The organism is Pseudomonas sp. S30_BP2TU TE3576 (genome assembly GCF_050436025.1).
Lineage (GTDB): Bacteria > Pseudomonadota > Gammaproteobacteria > Pseudomonadales > Pseudomonadaceae > Aquipseudomonas.
Genome location: NZ_JBNDLK010000001.1, coordinates 4,068,779 through 4,084,622 on the forward strand (window position 1 = coordinate 4,068,779; position 15,844 = coordinate 4,084,622).

Genomic DNA, 15,844 nt, shown 5'->3' on the forward strand with positions numbered 1-15,844 from the left:
GATGGGTTAGCATGAAGGTATGCAGTTACAAAGGACTGTCGGTGGTGATCATGTTGCGGGACGAGCATTGCCCGCCTCATGCGCATGTGGAAGCAGATACGTGGAGTGCGAGATTCAGGTTCAGCTTCTGGCACAACGGTGTCGAGCTTTGGGATGTTGTTCCGCTTTCGCATCGACCACCGTTGGCGGTGCTTGAGGGGTTGCGCCAATCGCTCAAGCAACCTGCCCATTTACGGCGCGCCCGTGGCATCTGGTGGCGAAAATTACAAACGGCTTGTCTTGATAATCAATTGTGGGACTGGCAAAGCAACGAAGTCGTTGTGGTGAAAAGGGTTGTAAGTACCACCAATATGATTGGATCGGCTTGCTACGAACCGGAATCGAACAAGACGTTGCTGTCCCTGATAGGTGCACAGGAAAGTGTGGAGATCGAGTTATGAAAACGATAAAAGCCAAGGTTCAGGCCGATAACCCCGTAACGGAAAGTAGCCTGGGCAGAGCCATTGAACGTGGCGAATTACGTAGAAAAAACAGCCTGCAAGCGATAGCGGTTACCTACCTGGCCCCCTGTCTGGCCGTCAGCTTCGAAGACGGCAGCGGCGTATTGTTGCCCGTGGCCAACTATCCGGAGTTCGATGATTTCGAAATCGGTGATTTCGCCAGCCTGACCGTCGGCCATGCGGGTACTGCACTGTGCCATGACGGCAAGGACCTGCATGTATCTATCGCCGGGATGATTTCTGCGAGCAAGCCGCTGATGACCATGGCGGCCTCGGTCGTCGCTTCGCGCAATGGTCGCCAGAGTAGCGCCGCAAAGTCTGAAGCCGCACGGGCCAACGGCAGGAAAGGCGGGCGCCCGCGCAAGGTCGATGTTGTCTTGTAAGTGCCAGGCACAAAAAAGCCGTCGTGAAGACGGCTATTTTGTGCCTGGCACTCGCCATCAACGCCGGGTCAACAACACCCCGGATTCCATGTGATGGGTCCACGGGAACTGGTCGAACATTGCGCATCGGGTGATGCGGTGGGTGTCGTGCAGTTGGGCGATGTTGGCTGCCAGGGTCTCCGGATTGCAGGAGATGTACAGGATGTTATCGAAGCGCCGGGTCAGCTCGCAGGTGTCCGGGTCCATGCCGGCGCGAGGTGGATCGACGAACACGCTACCGAACTCGTAGCTCTTGAGGTCGATGCCGTGCAGGCGACGGAATGGACGCACTTCATTCAGGGCTTCAGTCAACTCTTCGGCGGACAAGCGCACGAGAGTGACGTTATCCACAGCGTTTTCGCTCAGGTTGCTCAATGCTGCATTGACTGAGGTCTTGCTGATTTCAGTGGCCAGCACTTTGCGCACGCGGGTGGCGAGCGGCAGGGTGAAGTTGCCGTTACCGCAATACAACTCCAGCAAATCATCGGAGCGATCCCCGAGCGCATCGTACGCCCAGTTGAGCATCTTCTGGTTCACCGTGCCGTTAGGCTGAGTGAACGCGCCTTCCGGCTGGCGGTAGCTGAAGGTCCCGCCGCCGACGTCCAGCTGCTCGACTACGTAATCGTGGCCGATGACTTCGCGCTTGCCCTTGGAGCGGCCAATGATGCTGACGTTCAGGTCCGCGGCCAGTTTCGAAGCCGCGGCGTGCCAATGCTCATCCAGCGGGCGGTGATAACACAGGGTAATCATCGCATCGCCGGCCAGGGTGGTCAGGAACTCGACCTGAAACAGCTTGTGGCTCAGGGCGGCGCTGGCTTGCCATGCAGCCTTGAGCTGCGGCATCAACTGGTTGATGCGCAGGCTGGCAATCGGGAACTCTTCGATCAGGATTGGCGTGCGCTTGTCTTCCTGGGAAAACATCGCGTAATGACGCTCGCCGGCTTCGCGCCACAGGCGGAACTCGGCGCGCAGGCGGAAGTTTTGCAGCGGTGAATCGAAAACGGCTGGCTCCGGTGCATCGAACGGGGCCAGCAGGTCACGCAAGCGCTGGACCTTGTCTTCGAGCTGAACGGCATAGGCCTGGGAATCGAAAGTCATGCGTTGAACCAACCCAGCTTGATCACGAACAGAATCGACAGGATCACCAGCGCCGGGTTCAGCTCACGGCCACGACCGGACATCAGCTTGATGGCGGTCCAGGAAATGAAACCGAAGGCGATGCCATTGGCGATGGAATAAGTGAACGGCATTGCCAGCGCGGTGATCACCACCGGCGCGGCGACGGTGATGTCGTCCCAGTCTATTTCGGCCAGGCCGGATGTCATCAGCACGGCGACGAACAGCAAGGCCGGTGCAGTGGCGAAGGCTGGAACGCTGGCGGCCAGTGGCGAGAAGAACAGCGCCAGCAGGAACAGGATCGCGACAACGACGGCGGTCAGGCCGGTGCGGCCACCGGCACTCACACCGGCGGCGGATTCGATGTAGCTGGTGGTGGTCGAGGTACCCAGCAGCGAACCGGCCATGGCCGCGGTGCTGTCGGCGATCAGGGCACGGCCCATTTTCGGCATGTGACCGTCTTTGCGCATCAGGCCCGCGCGCTTGGCGACGCCGATCAGCGTGCCGGAGTTATCGAACAGGTCGACGAACAGGAAGGCGAAGATCACGCTGACCAGACCGATATCCAGCGCGCCCTTGATGTCCAGTTGCAGGAAGGTCGGGGCCAGCGACGGTGGCATCGACATCACGCCGCCGAACGGGGTGAAGCCCACCACGATCGAAACGATGGTCACCACCAGAATGCCGATCAGCACCGCGCCGCGCACGGCGAGTGCTTCAAGTGCGACGATCAGGGCAAAACCGAGGGTGGCGAGGATCGGAGCCGGTTGTTTCAGGTCACCGAGGCCGACCATGGTCGCCGGGTTGCTGACCACAATACCGGCGTTATGCAGGGCGATCAGCGCCAGGAACAGGCCGATACCGGCAGCAATGGCCGAACGCAGTGGCAGCGGGATGCTGTTGATGATCCATTCACGGATGCGGAAGATCGACAGCAGGAAGAAGCACACCGCCGAGATGAACACCGCGCCCAGTGCCACTTGCCAGGTATGGCCCATGTGCAGGACCACGGTGTAGGTGAAGAAGGCGTTCAGGCCCATGCCCGGCGCGAGGGCGATCGGGTAGTTGGCGATCAAGCCCATGGTCGTGGAGCCGATGGCGGCTGCCAGGCAGGTGGCGACGAACACCGCGCCCTTGTCCATGCCGGTTTCGCCGAGGATGCTCGGGTTGACGAACAGAATGTAGGCCATGGCCAAAAAGGTCGTGAGGCCCGCCAGAATCTCGGTCCGCACGTTGGTGTTGTGTGCCTTGAGTTGAAACAGCCTTTCCAGCATGTCTGCTCCCCGTGGCGCGCCGGGCGCCGTGAATGTATCGACCTCAACAGCAAAGCACAGGCAGCAGAACGCGCCTGGAAATTACTGTGGGCCGGAAAAAGCCGCGCATCATACCAGTAGCTTGGGAATATGGCTGCTTATGGCGGTGATCGTCGTCGATGTTTTGCGACAAAGCCAAGTGCGCCATACTGCGCGCTGGTTTTTTGGGGGATGGGTCCTGCATGAAAAAGCGTCTGGTTGTCGCCTTCGCCGTATGGATGGCGTTGTTTCTCGGGGCTCAAGCGGCAGTGGCAGCTTCGGCTGCGCCACTGACGCAATTGAAAGTACTCAAAGTCGCGTCGCCGTCCTGTGGCGTTGAAAATATCGACGAAGGGCAAACCCGGACGCGCTGCGATCACAATGGTCCGAACATCATGGTGTACGTGCTGGAAGTGGGTTACGGGCGTGAAGCCCATGTCGCCCTCGACGGTTTCGAGGTGAACGGCACGCGGACGCCGGTTTGCGCGTTCAAGAACGGCAACCTGACCAGCTGCACCCCCGGGGAAAAAACCGTCGGCTATTTGTATGCCCTCGATCTGGCGGGCAAGCAGGAAGGCACTCTGACCTTCAGCAATACCTCGATCAACGCCCCCGGCAACACGATGTCGACGCAACTTTACATCAAGTAACCGCAAGCCTCGAACAAGGGTCAGGAAAGCTGACTACGCTTTAAAGATCACTCTGCGGACAGTACCTGATGACCTTTCGAGCCTTGATTGCCCTCGCCGAGGGCACCGACGACCTGCAAACCGTGACCCTGATCGACGTGTTGCGCCGTGCCAAAATAGAAGTGGTGGTGGCCAGCATCGAAGGGCGGCGCATGCTCACCTGCGCCCGCGGCACTCGCCTGACCAGCGATGCCATGCTGGTGGATTTGCTGGCGCAACCGTTCGACCTGATTGCCCTGCCGGGTGGCGCCGTGGGCTCGCAGCATTTGGCAGCACATCAACCTCTGCAACAATTGATCAAGGATCAGGCGGCAGCCGGTCGCCTGTTCGCCGGCATCGCCGAAGCGCCTGCCGTGGCGCTTCAGGCCTTTGGTGTGTTGCGTCAACGACGCATGACTTGCCTGCCCTCGGCCAGCCATCAACTGTTGGGCTGTAACTTCGTCGATCAACCGATAGTGATCGATGGCAATTGCATCACCGCCCAGGGCTCGGCTGGCGCATTGGCATTTGCCCTGGCGCTGGTGGAGCAACTCTGCGGAAAAGCCACACGTGCGGCGGTGGCAGGGGAGTTGTTGGTTTAGAAGACTCAGGCGTGCGTGGCGATAGGTTTGATATTCGGCTGTTCACGCTGTTCCGCTTGCCAGAGATCGTAGTCGGTCTGGACCCCAAGCCACATCCGCGCTTTACCGATTCCAGCCCTTTCCAGTCGCACCGCCAGGTCCGGGCTGATCGGCGCATGGCCGTGCAGGACCCGGGAAAGATGCGGGCGAGCAAAACCCAAATGGCGGGCCAACTCAGCGACGCTGATACCTAACCCGGGTAACACATCCAACAATAGTGTTTCACCAGGGTGGGGCGGGTTGTGCAAGGGCATGTCCTGCCTCCTGTCAGTGGTAGTCCAGATAGTCGACAAGTTCGATATCGGAACCGATGAAACGAAAAACAATACGCCAGTTCCCTGAATCGCTCAGTGACCAGTAATTGAACAACTCACCCTTGAGCGGGTGTAAGCGCCATCCCGGAAGGTCGAGGTCGCCAGGTGCAGTCGCGCGGTCCATAAACTGCAACATCCGCGACAGACGCTTCGCATGATCTGCACGAATCCCACGAGTCGAACCTGTTTCATAGAAGCCCCGAAGGCCCTTGTGCTGAAAGGATTTGATCATGGGTGGAGTGTAAGGCGATACATTACACTTTATGCGTTAACTATGTATTGCACCTTGTCAGCCAATTTGTGCCTGAGAGTTGTTTCAGGCTTTCGCCTCTTCCTTCTCTTCATCTTTAGCCACGTGCATGCGATCGCGGCGGGCCAGTGTCGGGAACAGTTTGACCCACGCTCCGGTCACCACCAGCGTACCGATCCCGCCCATGACCACGGCTGGCACGGTACCGAACCAGTGGGCGGTCAGACCCGATTCGAATTCACCCAACTGGTTCGAAGCACCTATGAACAAGCCGTTCACGGCGCTGACCCGGCCGCGCATTTCATCCGGGGTTTCCAGTTGTACGAAAGACGCGCGAATGACCATGCTGATCATGTCTGCCGCGCCCAGTACCACCAGCACCGCCAGGGAGAACCAGAACGAGGTCGACAGGCCGAAGGCGATGGTTGCCACGCCGAAGATGCCCACGGCGGTGAACATCACCCGCCCGACGTTGCGCTCCACGGCAAAACGCGCCAGGAACAGCGACATCAACAGCGCGCCCACCGCCGGTGCCGAGCGCAACAGGCCGAGCCCCCACGGGCCGGTCAGGAGGATGTCCTTGGCGAACACCGGCAGCAGCGCCGTGGCGCCCCCCAAGAGCACCGCGAACAGATCGAGGGAGATCGCCCCGAGAATGTCCGGACGACTGCGAATGAAGCGGATGCCTGCCAGCAGTGAATCCAGAGTGGCTTTGCCCTTGTTCAGTGGCGTTTGCCGGGCCGGCAGGTTGAGCATCAGCGAACAGGCGATGACGTACAAAAGCACCGTCGGGCCATACACCCAGACGCTGCCGAAGGCGTAGAGCAAACCGCCGAGGGCCGGGGCGACGATGGTGGCCGATTGCTGGGCCGATTGGGCGGCGGCCACAGCGCGGGGAAACAGCGCACTGGGCACGATGCTTGGCAGCAGGGCCTGGGTGGTCGGCATTTCAAAGGAGCGAGCGGCACCGAGCAGGAAGGCGAGGATAAAGATCATCTCCCGGGTGACATGCTCGGTCGCGCTGCCGATGGCCAGCGACAGGGCAATCAGTGCCTGCAAGGACTGGCAAATCGCCGCAACCTTGCGCCGGTCATAGCGGTCGGCGACGTGCCCGGTGTGCAGCATGAACAGCACGCGTGGGGCGAACTCGACCAGGCCAACCAGACCCAGGTCGAGCACGTTGCCGGTTAATTGATACAGGTTCCAGCCGATGGCCACAGTGAGCATCTGGAAGCCGCTGGCGGTAAATACCCGGGCCAGCCAGAACGCAAGAAAAGGGCGATGGTGACGTAACAGCACGGGCTCTTGGCTGGGCATCTGCGGGAAAATCTGGGGTGAGGGGAAAAGCGAGGTTATCACCAACCTGTAACAGAAAGTTGCCATGACAAAAAATTTAGTTAGCAAGACATCGATTTTCCTGTGGGAGCGGGCTTGCTCGCGAAGGCTGAGTGTCAGTCAACATTGATGTTGAAGCTGATGCCCCCTTCGCGAGCAAGCCCGCTCCCACAGGAAATGTATTTCAGCTCGTGACCAAGGCCGTGAGGCAACTTGTCACGCGGCAAAAGACCACGCGGTTCATCCCCGAAATTGGGACTACTCTTTCAACGTTGATTGATCCAGATCAAAACCCACAAAAGGAATTGATCCGGCGGCCGCAAGGCCAGACTCCCTGCGTTGTGATGCGTGCAAAAAAAAGAACAAACAGAGATTCGCCACACTCCATTTCCGTGGGGGCCGTGGGTGCAGGCTTCCAGCCAGCAGCCGTACTACCTGACAGAGGAAGACTTATGTTCGGTTTAGAGGCACTTGATCTCGCCCGAATTCAGTTCGCGTTCACCATCTCGTTCCACATCCTGTTTCCGGCCATCACCATCGGCCTGGCGAGTTACCTGGCGGTACTCGAAGGCCTGTGGCTGAAAACCCATAACGACACTTACCGTGACCTCTACCATTTCTGGTCGAAGATCTTTGCCGTCAACTTCGGCATGGGGGTGGTTTCCGGTCTGGTGATGGCCTATCAGTTCGGCACCAACTGGAGTCGCTTCTCGGACTTCGCCGGTTCCGTGACGGGGCCGTTGCTGACCTATGAAGTGCTCACGGCGTTCTTCCTCGAAGCCGGATTCCTCGGCGTCATGCTGTTTGGCTGGAACAAGGTCGGGCGCAAGCTGCACTTCTTTGCCACGGTCATGGTCGCCATCGGCACACTGATCTCGACGTTCTGGATCCTGGCCTCCAACAGCTGGATGCAGACTCCGCAGGGTTTCGAAATCGTCAATGGTCAGGTCATACCCACAGACTGGCTGGCGGTGATCTTCAACCCGTCGTTCCCGTACCGCCTGATGCACATGGCCACGGCGGCATTCGTGGCGACGGCGTTCTTCGTCGGCTCCTCGGCGGCCTGGCATTTGCTGCGCGGCAAGGACAACCCGGCGATCCGCAAAATGTTGTCGATGGCCATGTGGATGGCCCTGATCGTCGCGCCGATCCAGGCAGTCATCGGTGACTTCCACGGCCTGAATACGCTTGAGCATCAGCCGGCAAAGATCGCCGCAATCGAGGGACACTGGGAAAACAAGGGCAATGAGGCGACTCCACTGATCCTGTTCGGCTGGCCGGACATGAAGGAAGAAAAAACCAAATTCGCCGTCGAAATCCCGTACCTCGGTAGCCTGATCCTCACGCACTCCCTGGACAAACAGGTACCGGCGCTCAAGGAGTTCCCGCCTGAAGACCGACCAAACTCAACCATTGTGTTCTGGTCGTTCCGGATCATGGTCGGCCTGGGCATGCTGATGATTTTCACCGGTTTGTGGAGCCTGTGGCTGCGCAAGCGCGACACGCTCTACACCTCGCGGCCGTTCCTGTACCTGGCGTTGTGGATGGGGCCGTCCGGCCTGATCGCGATCCTCGCCGGCTGGTTCACCACGGAAATCGGCCGTCAGCCGTGGGTGGTCTACGGCTTGATGCGTACGGCGGATGCGTCGTCCAACCATAGCTTCATGCAGATGAGCATCACCCTGATCCTGTTTGTCGTGGTTTATTTCGCGCTGTTTGGCGCCGGTCTTGGCTACATGATGCGCCTGGTGCGCAAGGGGCCGAAGACCGACGAAGGCAAAGAAACCAACGACGGCGGCCCCGGCCAGAAACGCACACCGGCCCGTCCGTTGTCCGCCGCCGACGACGATCACGCCGATGCCGGCCACAGCCTGACCAAGGAGATTTGAATCATGGGTATTGATCTTCCGCTGATCTGGGCCGTGATCATCATCTTCGGCATCATGATGTACGTGGTCATGGACGGTTTCGACCTGGGCATCGGCATTCTCTTCCCGTTCATCAAGGGCAAGACCGACCGCGATGTGATGATGAACACCGTCGCCCCGGTCTGGGATGGCAACGAGACCTGGCTGGTGTTGGGGGGCGCGGCGTTGTTCGGCGCATTTCCGCTGGCCTATTCGGTGGTGCTTTCGGCGTTGTACCTGCCGCTGATCCTGATGTTGGTCGGGTTGATTTTCCGCGGTGTGGCCTTCGAGTTCCGCTTCAAGGCCCGGGACGACAAGCGCCATCTGTGGGACAAGGCGTTCATCGGCGGTTCGCTCACTGCGACCTTCTTCCAGGGCGTTGCGCTCGGAGCGTTCATCGATGGCTTGCCGGTGGTCAACCGGCAATTCGCCGGTGACTCACTCGACTGGCTGACACCGTTCACGATGTTCTGTGGTGCGGCGCTGGTGGTGGCCTATGCGTTGCTCGGATGCACCTGGCTGATCATGAAGACCGAAGGCAAGTTGCAGGAACAGATGCATGACCTGGCACGGCCATTGGCCTTCGTGCTGCTGGCGGTGATTGGCATCGTCAGCATCTGGACCCCGCTGGCCCATGCAGAAATCGCCGCACGCTGGTTCACCCTGCCGAATCTGTTCTGGTTCATGCCGGTGCCGATTCTGGTGCTGGTCACGATGTATGGCCTGATCCGCGCCGTGGCCCGCAATGCGCACTACACGCCGTTCCTGCTGACCCTGGTGCTGATCTTCCTCGGTTACAGCGGGTTGGGCATTAGCCTGTGGCCGAACATCATCCCGCCGTCGATTTCGATCTGGGATGCCGCCGCGCCGCCGCAAAGCCAGGGCTTCATGCTGGTGGGCACGCTGTTCATCATCCCGTTCATCCTGGGCTACACCTTCTGGAGCTACTACGTGTTCCGCGGCAAGGTCACCCATGAACACGGTTACCACTAGCCTTATAGAAAACCTGTAGGAGCGAGCTTGATCCGGGCGGCGCTCCGATGATGGCGTCGGATGCGACGCCATCAATCTTGAAGAGGATTGACGTTATGGCCGCCAAACATTCCCTGCACGACATTGAAGAAGCCGAAAAAAAGCCACTGTGGCAGCGGCTCGGCTGGCTGGCCCTGATCTGGGTCGGCAGCGTGGGCGCATTGTTCATCGTCGCCAGCCTGATGCGCCTGTTCATGAACGCGGCGGGCCTGACCACGCACTGACATCCCTCCCGTGGCCTCAGGGCACGGTTTTACAACCCTCCGACCGGAGGGTTTTTTTTGCCTGTTACTTGCGCGCCTTGAGGATCACGAATTTCGGATTGGCCGCCACTTGCTCGACGCCACGGAACAACCGCGCCAGCTTGCTGTGATAACCCAGGTGACGATTGCCGACGATGTACAGCGCGCCGCCCACGACCAGCGCTTCGCGCGCTTGCTGGAACATCCGCCAGGCCAGGAAGTCGCCCACGACTTGTTGCTGGTGAAACGGTGGATTGCACAGCACGACGTCAAGCGATTGCGGTTCCTGGCCGGCCAGGCCATCGCCGGCACGCACGATCACTTCCCGCCCGGCCAACGCAGCGCGCCAGTTTTCGGCGGCCGATTGCACGGCCATGAACGACTCGTCCACCAGCGTGTAGTGGGCCTCGGGGTTTTGCAGGGCGCAGGCGATGGCCAGAACGCCGTTGCCGCAACCAAGATCGGCGACCCGCGCCGAGCCGAGGTTTTTTGGCAGGTGTGGCAAAAACGCCCGGGTGCCGATATCGAGGCCTTCGCGACAAAACACGTTCGCGTGGTTGATCAGTTCGATGGCCGGTTCGTCGAGTTGATAGCGGGTCGGGAAGGGGGATATGGCGGGCACTTTGTTTTCAGCGGTTGCGATCAACAACCGGGCCTTCTTCACCGCCAGCGAGGCTTGCACTGGTCCGATGTAACGCTCCAGCAAATCCCCCGCCGCCCGGGGCAGATGCTTGATCATGGCCGCGGCAACCACTTGGGCGCCGGGAGCCAGTTGGCCTTGCAGGCGGATCAGTTGTTCTTCCAGCAGCGCCAGGGTCTTCGGAACACGAATGAGCACCCGGTCGAACGGCCCGACAGGGGCTTCGCTGGCGGGCACACTTGCCACCGCATCAAACGCCAGGCCGTTGCGCATCAGGTTCTTTTCCAGGCCCTGGAAGGCCAGGAACGAGTCACCGCTGCTGACCACCTGCACCTTGCCCGCCAGGCTGGCCGCCAACGCACCGAAACTGTCATTGAGCACCAGTACCCGGATGTCCGACGTCGGCTGCTGTTCGGCCAGATGATTGAGCAGGTATTCATCGGCCGCATCGAAAGCCTGCAGCGGTTCGTTCTGCTGTTCGGGCTGGCGGATCAGGTCGAGGCTGGCGAAGGGTGTTTCGAGCAAAGGCATGGGGCGGGGCTCTGGGTAATCAACGGATGTCCCGCTGCCCGAAGGCGTTGGAGCGGGCGGAGCCGTCCGAGTGCACTGCGTCGTGCAAGTCTGCACGCGATCACTCAGGAAGGACCGCAAATGGTACGTTTTTTTTGACTGGATTACCCGCAGGTTTTCCCGGAATCGGGTGCTTTCAGATGGCCCCGGACCGGGTTGCGGCGATGACTGCCGCAATCTTGTTGTTGACGCCGAGCTTCTCGATAGCCCTGTGCACATGAAAGTTGACGGTGCGCTCACTCAGATTGAGGATCCTGGAAATTTCATAGGCCGTCTTGCCATCGGCAGACAGTTTCAATACTTCGAGTTCCCGCCGTGACAAGGAAGGAGCCTGAGGGCGAGCCGGTCTTTTCGGCTGCATCCCGGTCGCCAGAGCGTGCAGATGGCGACTGATGAACACCGCGAATCCAAGGTTCTCGTACAGCTCATAGGCTGAAATCGGGCAGTGGCTTCTGGCCAGACTGAAAATACTGTTCAGACCGGTTTTCTCATCGTGGATCGCATGGGACCAGCCATGCTGCAAGCCTTGTTGCTGCAGCAACTGCCATAGCCATGGCGTCTTGAAAAAAAGCTCTTCACTCCAGAGAACCGGCAACATTGAGTGATTGCAGTGCGCCACTATTGGGTCTATTTGCGTGGCGTTGCTTTTTTTATATTGGAAATTCCACTCATGGGGAAAATTGTTCAGGTTTACCGTACTGGCTTCGGCCCCGACTGAGTTCGAGGTAATTGAAAAGCCACAAAATTTATACCCAAGGTTTCTAGCGAAGTTGAGTGCGATTTGATAGGCAGTATTGATCTCTTGCGTGTGTGACAATTGTTTGAGCTGTGACTCCTTCCAGATTTCCATACAATGATCTCCATTCGTATGTGTTTCGAGTGCGTGTTGGATCCAAAATTCGGCACGTCACGGAGTGTAGGACAGTTCCTACGGTGATGCTTCGACAATTTTGCTCTTTTGACTGTTGGAAAAGTGTGTTCCAGGTTCTTAGGTACTGGATCAGTTATAAAATGCCATGTGTCATTTTATACTTGCAGCTGTGTGTCGCATTTAATCATCGATCATTAATATCACTACAAATTGTCGGTGTTTACGCTGCTTTCTTTGCGGGACACTGGAGGTATCTTTTGATTGGAGCCTGCCATGTCCGTCAGTGAAGAAAAATTTACGCGCCAGACCTTGTTTGAGGTTCATCCGCTGACCCCGAACCTGTTTACCCTGCGTGCTACCCGGGATGCAGGGTTTCGTTTTCGATCGGGGCAGTTTGCCCGATTGGGCGTCACCAAGGCTGACGGCAGCACGGTGTGGCGTGCCTACTCCATGGTGTCCTCGCCCTTTGACGAATTCCTCGAGTTCTTTTCCATTGTCGTACCGGGCGGTGAGTTCACCAGCGAGCTCAGCCGGCTGGGTGTTGGCGATGCATTGCTGGTCGACCGCCAGGCCTTCGGCTACCTGACACTGGACCGTTTTGCCGATGGGCGCGATCTGTGGTTGTTATCCACAGGCACGGGCGTGGCGCCGTTCCTGTCGATACTCCAGGACTTCGAAGTCTGGGAGAAATTCGAGCGGATCATCCTGGTCTACAGTGTTCGCGAAGCCCGGGAACTGGCTTATCAGGAGCTGATCGCGGGGTTGACCCAACGTGAGTATCTGGCGGAGTACGCACACAAACTGCAATTCATTGCCACAATCACTCGTGAACAGCATCCTGGTGCATTGAACGGGCGGATCACCACGCTGATTGAAACCGGCGAGCTGGAGCGCGAAGCGGGTGTTGAGCTGACGTCCGAACATTCACGGGTCATGCTGTGCGGCAATCCGCAGATGATCGATGACACGCGCAAGCTGCTTAAGCAGCGTGGCATGCACTTGAGCCTCAGTCGGCGACCTGGCCAGGTGGCAGTGGAAAACTTCTGGTAAGAAAAACGGCGCCTCAAAGCGCCGTGTCTTTCACTAATGCGGTCAAGGCCTGTTGTTTTGGGTCTTTAGCAAGTCACGGATCTCGCCCAGCAACTCTTCTTCCTTGGTTGGAACCGGTGGCAGGCTAGGGGCCACGGCCTCTTCGCGCTTCAGGCGGTTGATGGCTTTGACGCCCATGAAGATTGCGAAGGCGACGATGACGAAGTCGATGATGGTCTGGATGAATTTGCCATAAGCCAGCACCACCGCTGGAGTGGCGCCCTCCGCTGCCTTGAGCGTTATGGCCAGATCACTGAAGTCCACGCCCCCGATCAGCATCCCGATTGGCGGCATGATCAAGTCACCGACAAACGACGTAACGATCTTGCCGAAGGCCGCACCGATGATGATGCCGACAGCCATGTCGACCACGTTGCCTTTGACCGCGAAGGCCTTGAACTCATTTAGCACGCCCATAGGTTATTTCCTTGTTACAGATGAGGTTGGTGATCGCAGTGTAAATCAGCAAATCGAATCTTGCTCAAGTCAACCGCCGGCCGTGCTTGTCCGCAATCGATCCGGGCGGTGTTGAAAAAATCACCGATTGATCTCATCCATGGGCTGGCCCGCTCTTCTGCGGCTATTCGCATAAGGTTTTTACAGCGGTATGGTTCACTTGCGTAAGTGAACCAAGGTCGAGATACCATCCTTGAATCGAGATGTTGAAGTTAATCGGGTAGTGGGTGGGCAAGAGCCTGAACTGAAAGTTAATTGCAGTATGGCAATATGAACTGTTTCGTTAATTGAGAGTTTGTGTAGGAAATTTTATGTCTCTCAGAGTTAATGGCTGCGTTTTGTGTGAATGTTGTCTGGGTTGTGCATTAAGTATGTTGGTGAATAAGGTTTGTACAGGTTTTAAGCCGGGCGGTGAGATATGCCCCTAGAGTTTGTTGGATGTGTTCAATAAAAACTTATACAAGCTTTTTGTATGGCAGGCATATGTTGGTAACTCTGAGTTTAATGAAGCTATTTGAAATGTCCAAAGGGGTTGCAAAATATCTGGCCGCACTCCTGCGCCTCGGCTGAGCTATCATCGCGTTTTTTTGCCGGGAGTTCCGATGGCCAAGGCCAAGCGCATGTACGGCTGCACCGAGTGCGGCTCAACCTTCCCCAAATGGGCCGGCCAGTGCGGTGAGTGCGGGGCCTGGAACACGCTCACCGAAACCATGGTGGAAAGTGGCGGGGCCGCTGCCCCCAGCGGGCGTACCGGCTGGGCCGGCCAACAGGCGCAGATCAAGACCCTGGCCGAAGTCAGTGTCGAAGAAATTCCGCGTTTCTCCACTGCTTCCAGTGAGCTGGACCGGGTTCTGGGTGGCGGTCTGGTGGATGGCTCGGTGGTGCTGATAGGCGGCGACCCGGGCATCGGCAAGTCGACCATTCTGTTGCAAACCTTGTGCAACCTCGCCAAGAGCATGCCGGCGCTGTACGTCACCGGTGAGGAATCCCAGCAGCAAGTGGCCATGCGTGCGCGGCGCCTGGGGTTGCCTCAGGATCAACTGCGGGTCATGACCGAAACCTGCATCGAAACCATCATTGCCACGGCCCGTCAGGAAAAGCCCAAGGTGATGGTGATTGACTCGATCCAGACGATCTTTACCGAGCAACTGCAATCGGCACCGGGCGGCGTATCCCAGGTGCGTGAAAGCGCGGCACTGCTGGTGCGTTATGCCAAACAGAGCGGTACGGCGATTTTCCTGGTGGGCCACGTCACCAAGGAAGGCGCGCTGGCCGGCCCTCGGGTGCTGGAGCACATGGTCGACACCGTGCTGTATTTCGAAGGCGAGTCCGACGGGCGCCTGCGTCTGCTGCGGGCGGTGAAGAACCGTTTCGGCGCAGTCAATGAACTGGGCGTCTTCGGCATGACCGACAAGGGCCTGAAGGAAGTCTCCAACCCATCGGCGATTTTTCTGACCCGCGCCCAAGAGGAAGTCCCGGGCAGTGTGGTGATGGCGACGTGGGAAGGTACGCGTCCGATGCTGGTAGAGGTTCAGGCGCTGGTGGACGATAGTCACCTGGCCAACCCGCGTCGGGTCACGCTGGGGCTGGACCAGAACCGGCTGGCGATGTTGCTGGCGGTGCTGCACCGTCATGGTGGCATTCCGACCCACGATCAGGACGTATTTCTCAACGTAGTCGGAGGGGTCAAGGTGCTGGAAACGGCGTCCGACCTGGCGTTGATGGCGGCGGTGATGTCCAGTTTGCGCAATCGGCCGCTCCCTCACGATCTGCTGGTGTTCGGTGAAGTCGGGCTTTCCGGTGAGGTGCGTCCAGTGCCGAGCGGTCAGGAGCGTTTGAAAGAAGCCGCCAAGCACGGCTTCAAGCGGGCCATCGTGCCCAAGGGCAATGCGCCGAAAGAGGCACCGGCGGGGTTGCAGATTATTGCCGTCACTCGCCTGGAACAGGCACTCGATGCATTGTTCGAATAGTTTCGGGTTAATACACAATCCTGTGGGAGCGGGCTTGCTCGCGAAAGCGGTGTGTCAGTCAACAGAGATGCTGAATCTAATGGCCTCTTCGCGAGCAAGCCCGCTCCCACAATGATTTTCGCTGATGGCTAGATCTCGATCAGGGCACCGAGTTCTCGCTCCAGCTCCTGCGGATCAGCGAGGTTGAGCTCGATCAATCGCCGCAGGCGCTCGATGGACTCCAGGCTGATGTGCAGGCAGACAAAGCCGAGTTGGCCATGGTCGTCGTGGGCCAGTTGCACATCCATGCAGATGTCGACCTCTTCGCTCAGATGAATGTCGACTAGAAATTTCTGCTGCGGATTGCCCAACCATGGATCGGGTCGCTCGATCAGCAACCCCTTGAGCGACAGATCAATCAATTTCACCGGCCAGATGGATTCGCCCTGACTCAGCTCGGTTCGGGCATCGAACGCAATACGTTTGAAGCGGCGACGTTCGGCAGGGTGCTCGCTCATGGCGCGATCCTCGGAAATGTACGCTGACTATA

General features: G+C 58.5%; 18 protein-coding genes. 9 read left to right on the forward strand and 9 right to left on the reverse strand.

The window, feature by feature from the left end:
• Positions 1 to 11: 11 nt before the first annotated feature.
• Positions 12 to 440, forward strand: coding sequence for a DUF4160 domain-containing protein (locus ABIA48_RS18545; RefSeq protein WP_429490455.1), 429 nt, complete (start codon positions 12 to 14; stop codon positions 438 to 440).
• A complete protein-coding gene (locus tag ABIA48_RS18550) occupies positions 437 to 883 on the forward strand; it encodes a DUF2442 domain-containing protein (protein ID WP_429490457.1) in 447 nt (148 codons plus the stop codon). The genes ABIA48_RS18545 and ABIA48_RS18550 overlap by 4 nt, the downstream gene beginning before the upstream one ends.
• Before the next feature lie 57 nt (positions 884 to 940).
• Here ABIA48_RS18550 and trmA read toward each other — a convergent pair whose 3' ends face one another.
• Entirely contained in the window at positions 941 to 2,020 is a 1,080-nt protein-coding gene (gene trmA, locus ABIA48_RS18555; protein WP_429490459.1) for a tRNA (uridine(54)-C5)-methyltransferase TrmA, read from the reverse strand.
• Complete coding sequence (locus ABIA48_RS18560; RefSeq protein ID WP_429490461.1) at positions 2,017 to 3,312, reverse strand: NCS2 family permease; 1,296 nt, start codon at positions 3,310 to 3,312, stop codon at positions 2,017 to 2,019. The genes trmA and ABIA48_RS18560 overlap by 4 nt, the downstream gene beginning before the upstream one ends.
• Positions 3,313 to 3,533: 221 nt before the next feature.
• Here ABIA48_RS18560 and ABIA48_RS18565 point away from each other — a divergent pair, with 221 nt between their 5' ends.
• A complete protein-coding gene (locus tag ABIA48_RS18565) occupies positions 3,534 to 3,980 on the forward strand; it encodes a DUF4879 domain-containing protein (protein WP_429490463.1) in 447 nt (148 codons plus the stop codon).
• Between the two features lie 68 nt (positions 3,981 to 4,048).
• On the forward strand, positions 4,049 to 4,600 hold the full coding sequence (locus ABIA48_RS18570; protein ID WP_429490465.1) for a DJ-1 family glyoxalase III: 552 nt from the start codon (positions 4,049 to 4,051) through the stop codon (positions 4,598 to 4,600).
• A 5-nt stretch (positions 4,601 to 4,605) separates the two neighbouring features.
• Here the strand turns inward: ABIA48_RS18570 and ABIA48_RS18575 are convergent, their stop codons facing one another.
• From ABIA48_RS18575 to ABIA48_RS18585, 3 genes are all read right to left on the reverse strand, one after another.
• Positions 4,606 to 4,893, reverse strand: coding sequence for a HigA family addiction module antitoxin (locus ABIA48_RS18575; protein ID WP_007990901.1), 288 nt, complete (start codon positions 4,891 to 4,893; stop codon positions 4,606 to 4,608).
• Positions 4,894 to 4,906: 13 nt separating this feature from the next.
• Positions 4,907 to 5,185, reverse strand: a complete 279-nt coding sequence (locus ABIA48_RS18580; protein ID WP_429490467.1) for a type II toxin-antitoxin system RelE/ParE family toxin — start codon at positions 5,183 to 5,185, stop codon at positions 4,907 to 4,909.
• A gap of 84 nt (positions 5,186 to 5,269) precedes the next feature.
• Positions 5,270 to 6,520, reverse strand: coding sequence for an MFS transporter (locus ABIA48_RS18585; protein WP_429490469.1), 1,251 nt, complete (start codon positions 6,518 to 6,520; stop codon positions 5,270 to 5,272).
• Between the two features lie 470 nt (positions 6,521 to 6,990).
• Between ABIA48_RS18585 and ABIA48_RS18590 the strand changes: the two genes are divergently transcribed.
• The 3 genes from ABIA48_RS18590 to ABIA48_RS18600 all read left to right on the forward strand — a co-directional run bounded on the left by ABIA48_RS18590 (position 6,991) and on the right by ABIA48_RS18600 (position 9,701).
• The gene (locus ABIA48_RS18590; RefSeq protein ID WP_310061527.1) at positions 6,991 to 8,427 is read left to right on the forward strand and encodes a cytochrome ubiquinol oxidase subunit I; all 1,437 of its coding nucleotides are present in this window, start codon (positions 6,991 to 6,993) and stop codon (positions 8,425 to 8,427) included.
• A gap of 3 nt (positions 8,428 to 8,430) precedes the next feature.
• Complete coding sequence (gene cydB / locus ABIA48_RS18595; RefSeq protein WP_429490472.1) at positions 8,431 to 9,438, forward strand: cytochrome d ubiquinol oxidase subunit II; 1,008 nt, start codon at positions 8,431 to 8,433, stop codon at positions 9,436 to 9,438.
• A gap of 95 nt (positions 9,439 to 9,533) precedes the next feature.
• Entirely contained in the window at positions 9,534 to 9,701 is a 168-nt protein-coding gene (locus tag ABIA48_RS18600; protein ID WP_007975773.1) for a DUF2474 domain-containing protein, read from the forward strand.
• Positions 9,702 to 9,765: 64 nt separating this feature from the next.
• Here ABIA48_RS18600 and ABIA48_RS18605 read toward each other — a convergent pair whose 3' ends face one another.
• The gene (locus ABIA48_RS18605; RefSeq protein WP_429490474.1) at positions 9,766 to 10,890 is read right to left on the reverse strand and encodes a methyltransferase; all 1,125 of its coding nucleotides are present in this window, start codon (positions 10,888 to 10,890) and stop codon (positions 9,766 to 9,768) included.
• A gap of 175 nt (positions 10,891 to 11,065) precedes the next feature.
• Positions 11,066 to 11,779 (reverse strand): autoinducer binding domain-containing protein, encoded by a 714-nt coding sequence (locus tag ABIA48_RS18610; RefSeq protein WP_429490476.1) that lies wholly within the window; start codon positions 11,777 to 11,779, stop codon positions 11,066 to 11,068.
• Positions 11,780 to 12,073: 294 nt separating this feature from the next.
• Here ABIA48_RS18610 and ABIA48_RS18615 point away from each other — a divergent pair, with 294 nt between their 5' ends.
• Complete coding sequence (locus ABIA48_RS18615) at positions 12,074 to 12,850, forward strand: ferredoxin--NADP reductase (protein ID WP_429490478.1); 777 nt, start codon at positions 12,074 to 12,076, stop codon at positions 12,848 to 12,850.
• A 42-nt stretch (positions 12,851 to 12,892) separates the two neighbouring features.
• On the opposite strand, the gene mscL is transcribed toward ABIA48_RS18615, so the two are convergent.
• Positions 12,893 to 13,306, reverse strand: a complete 414-nt coding sequence (gene mscL / locus ABIA48_RS18620; RefSeq protein ID WP_108231214.1) for a large-conductance mechanosensitive channel protein MscL — start codon at positions 13,304 to 13,306, stop codon at positions 12,893 to 12,895.
• 641 nt (positions 13,307 to 13,947) lie between these two features.
• Here mscL and radA point away from each other — a divergent pair.
• Positions 13,948 to 15,315, forward strand: a complete 1,368-nt coding sequence (gene radA, locus ABIA48_RS18625; protein WP_204934943.1) for a DNA repair protein RadA — start codon at positions 13,948 to 13,950, stop codon at positions 15,313 to 15,315.
• Positions 15,316 to 15,443: 128 nt separating this feature from the next.
• Here radA and ABIA48_RS18630 read toward each other — a convergent pair whose 3' ends face one another.
• Complete coding sequence (locus tag ABIA48_RS18630; protein ID WP_429490481.1) at positions 15,444 to 15,812, reverse strand: PilZ domain-containing protein; 369 nt, start codon at positions 15,810 to 15,812, stop codon at positions 15,444 to 15,446.
• Positions 15,813 to 15,844 lie beyond the last annotated feature (32 nt).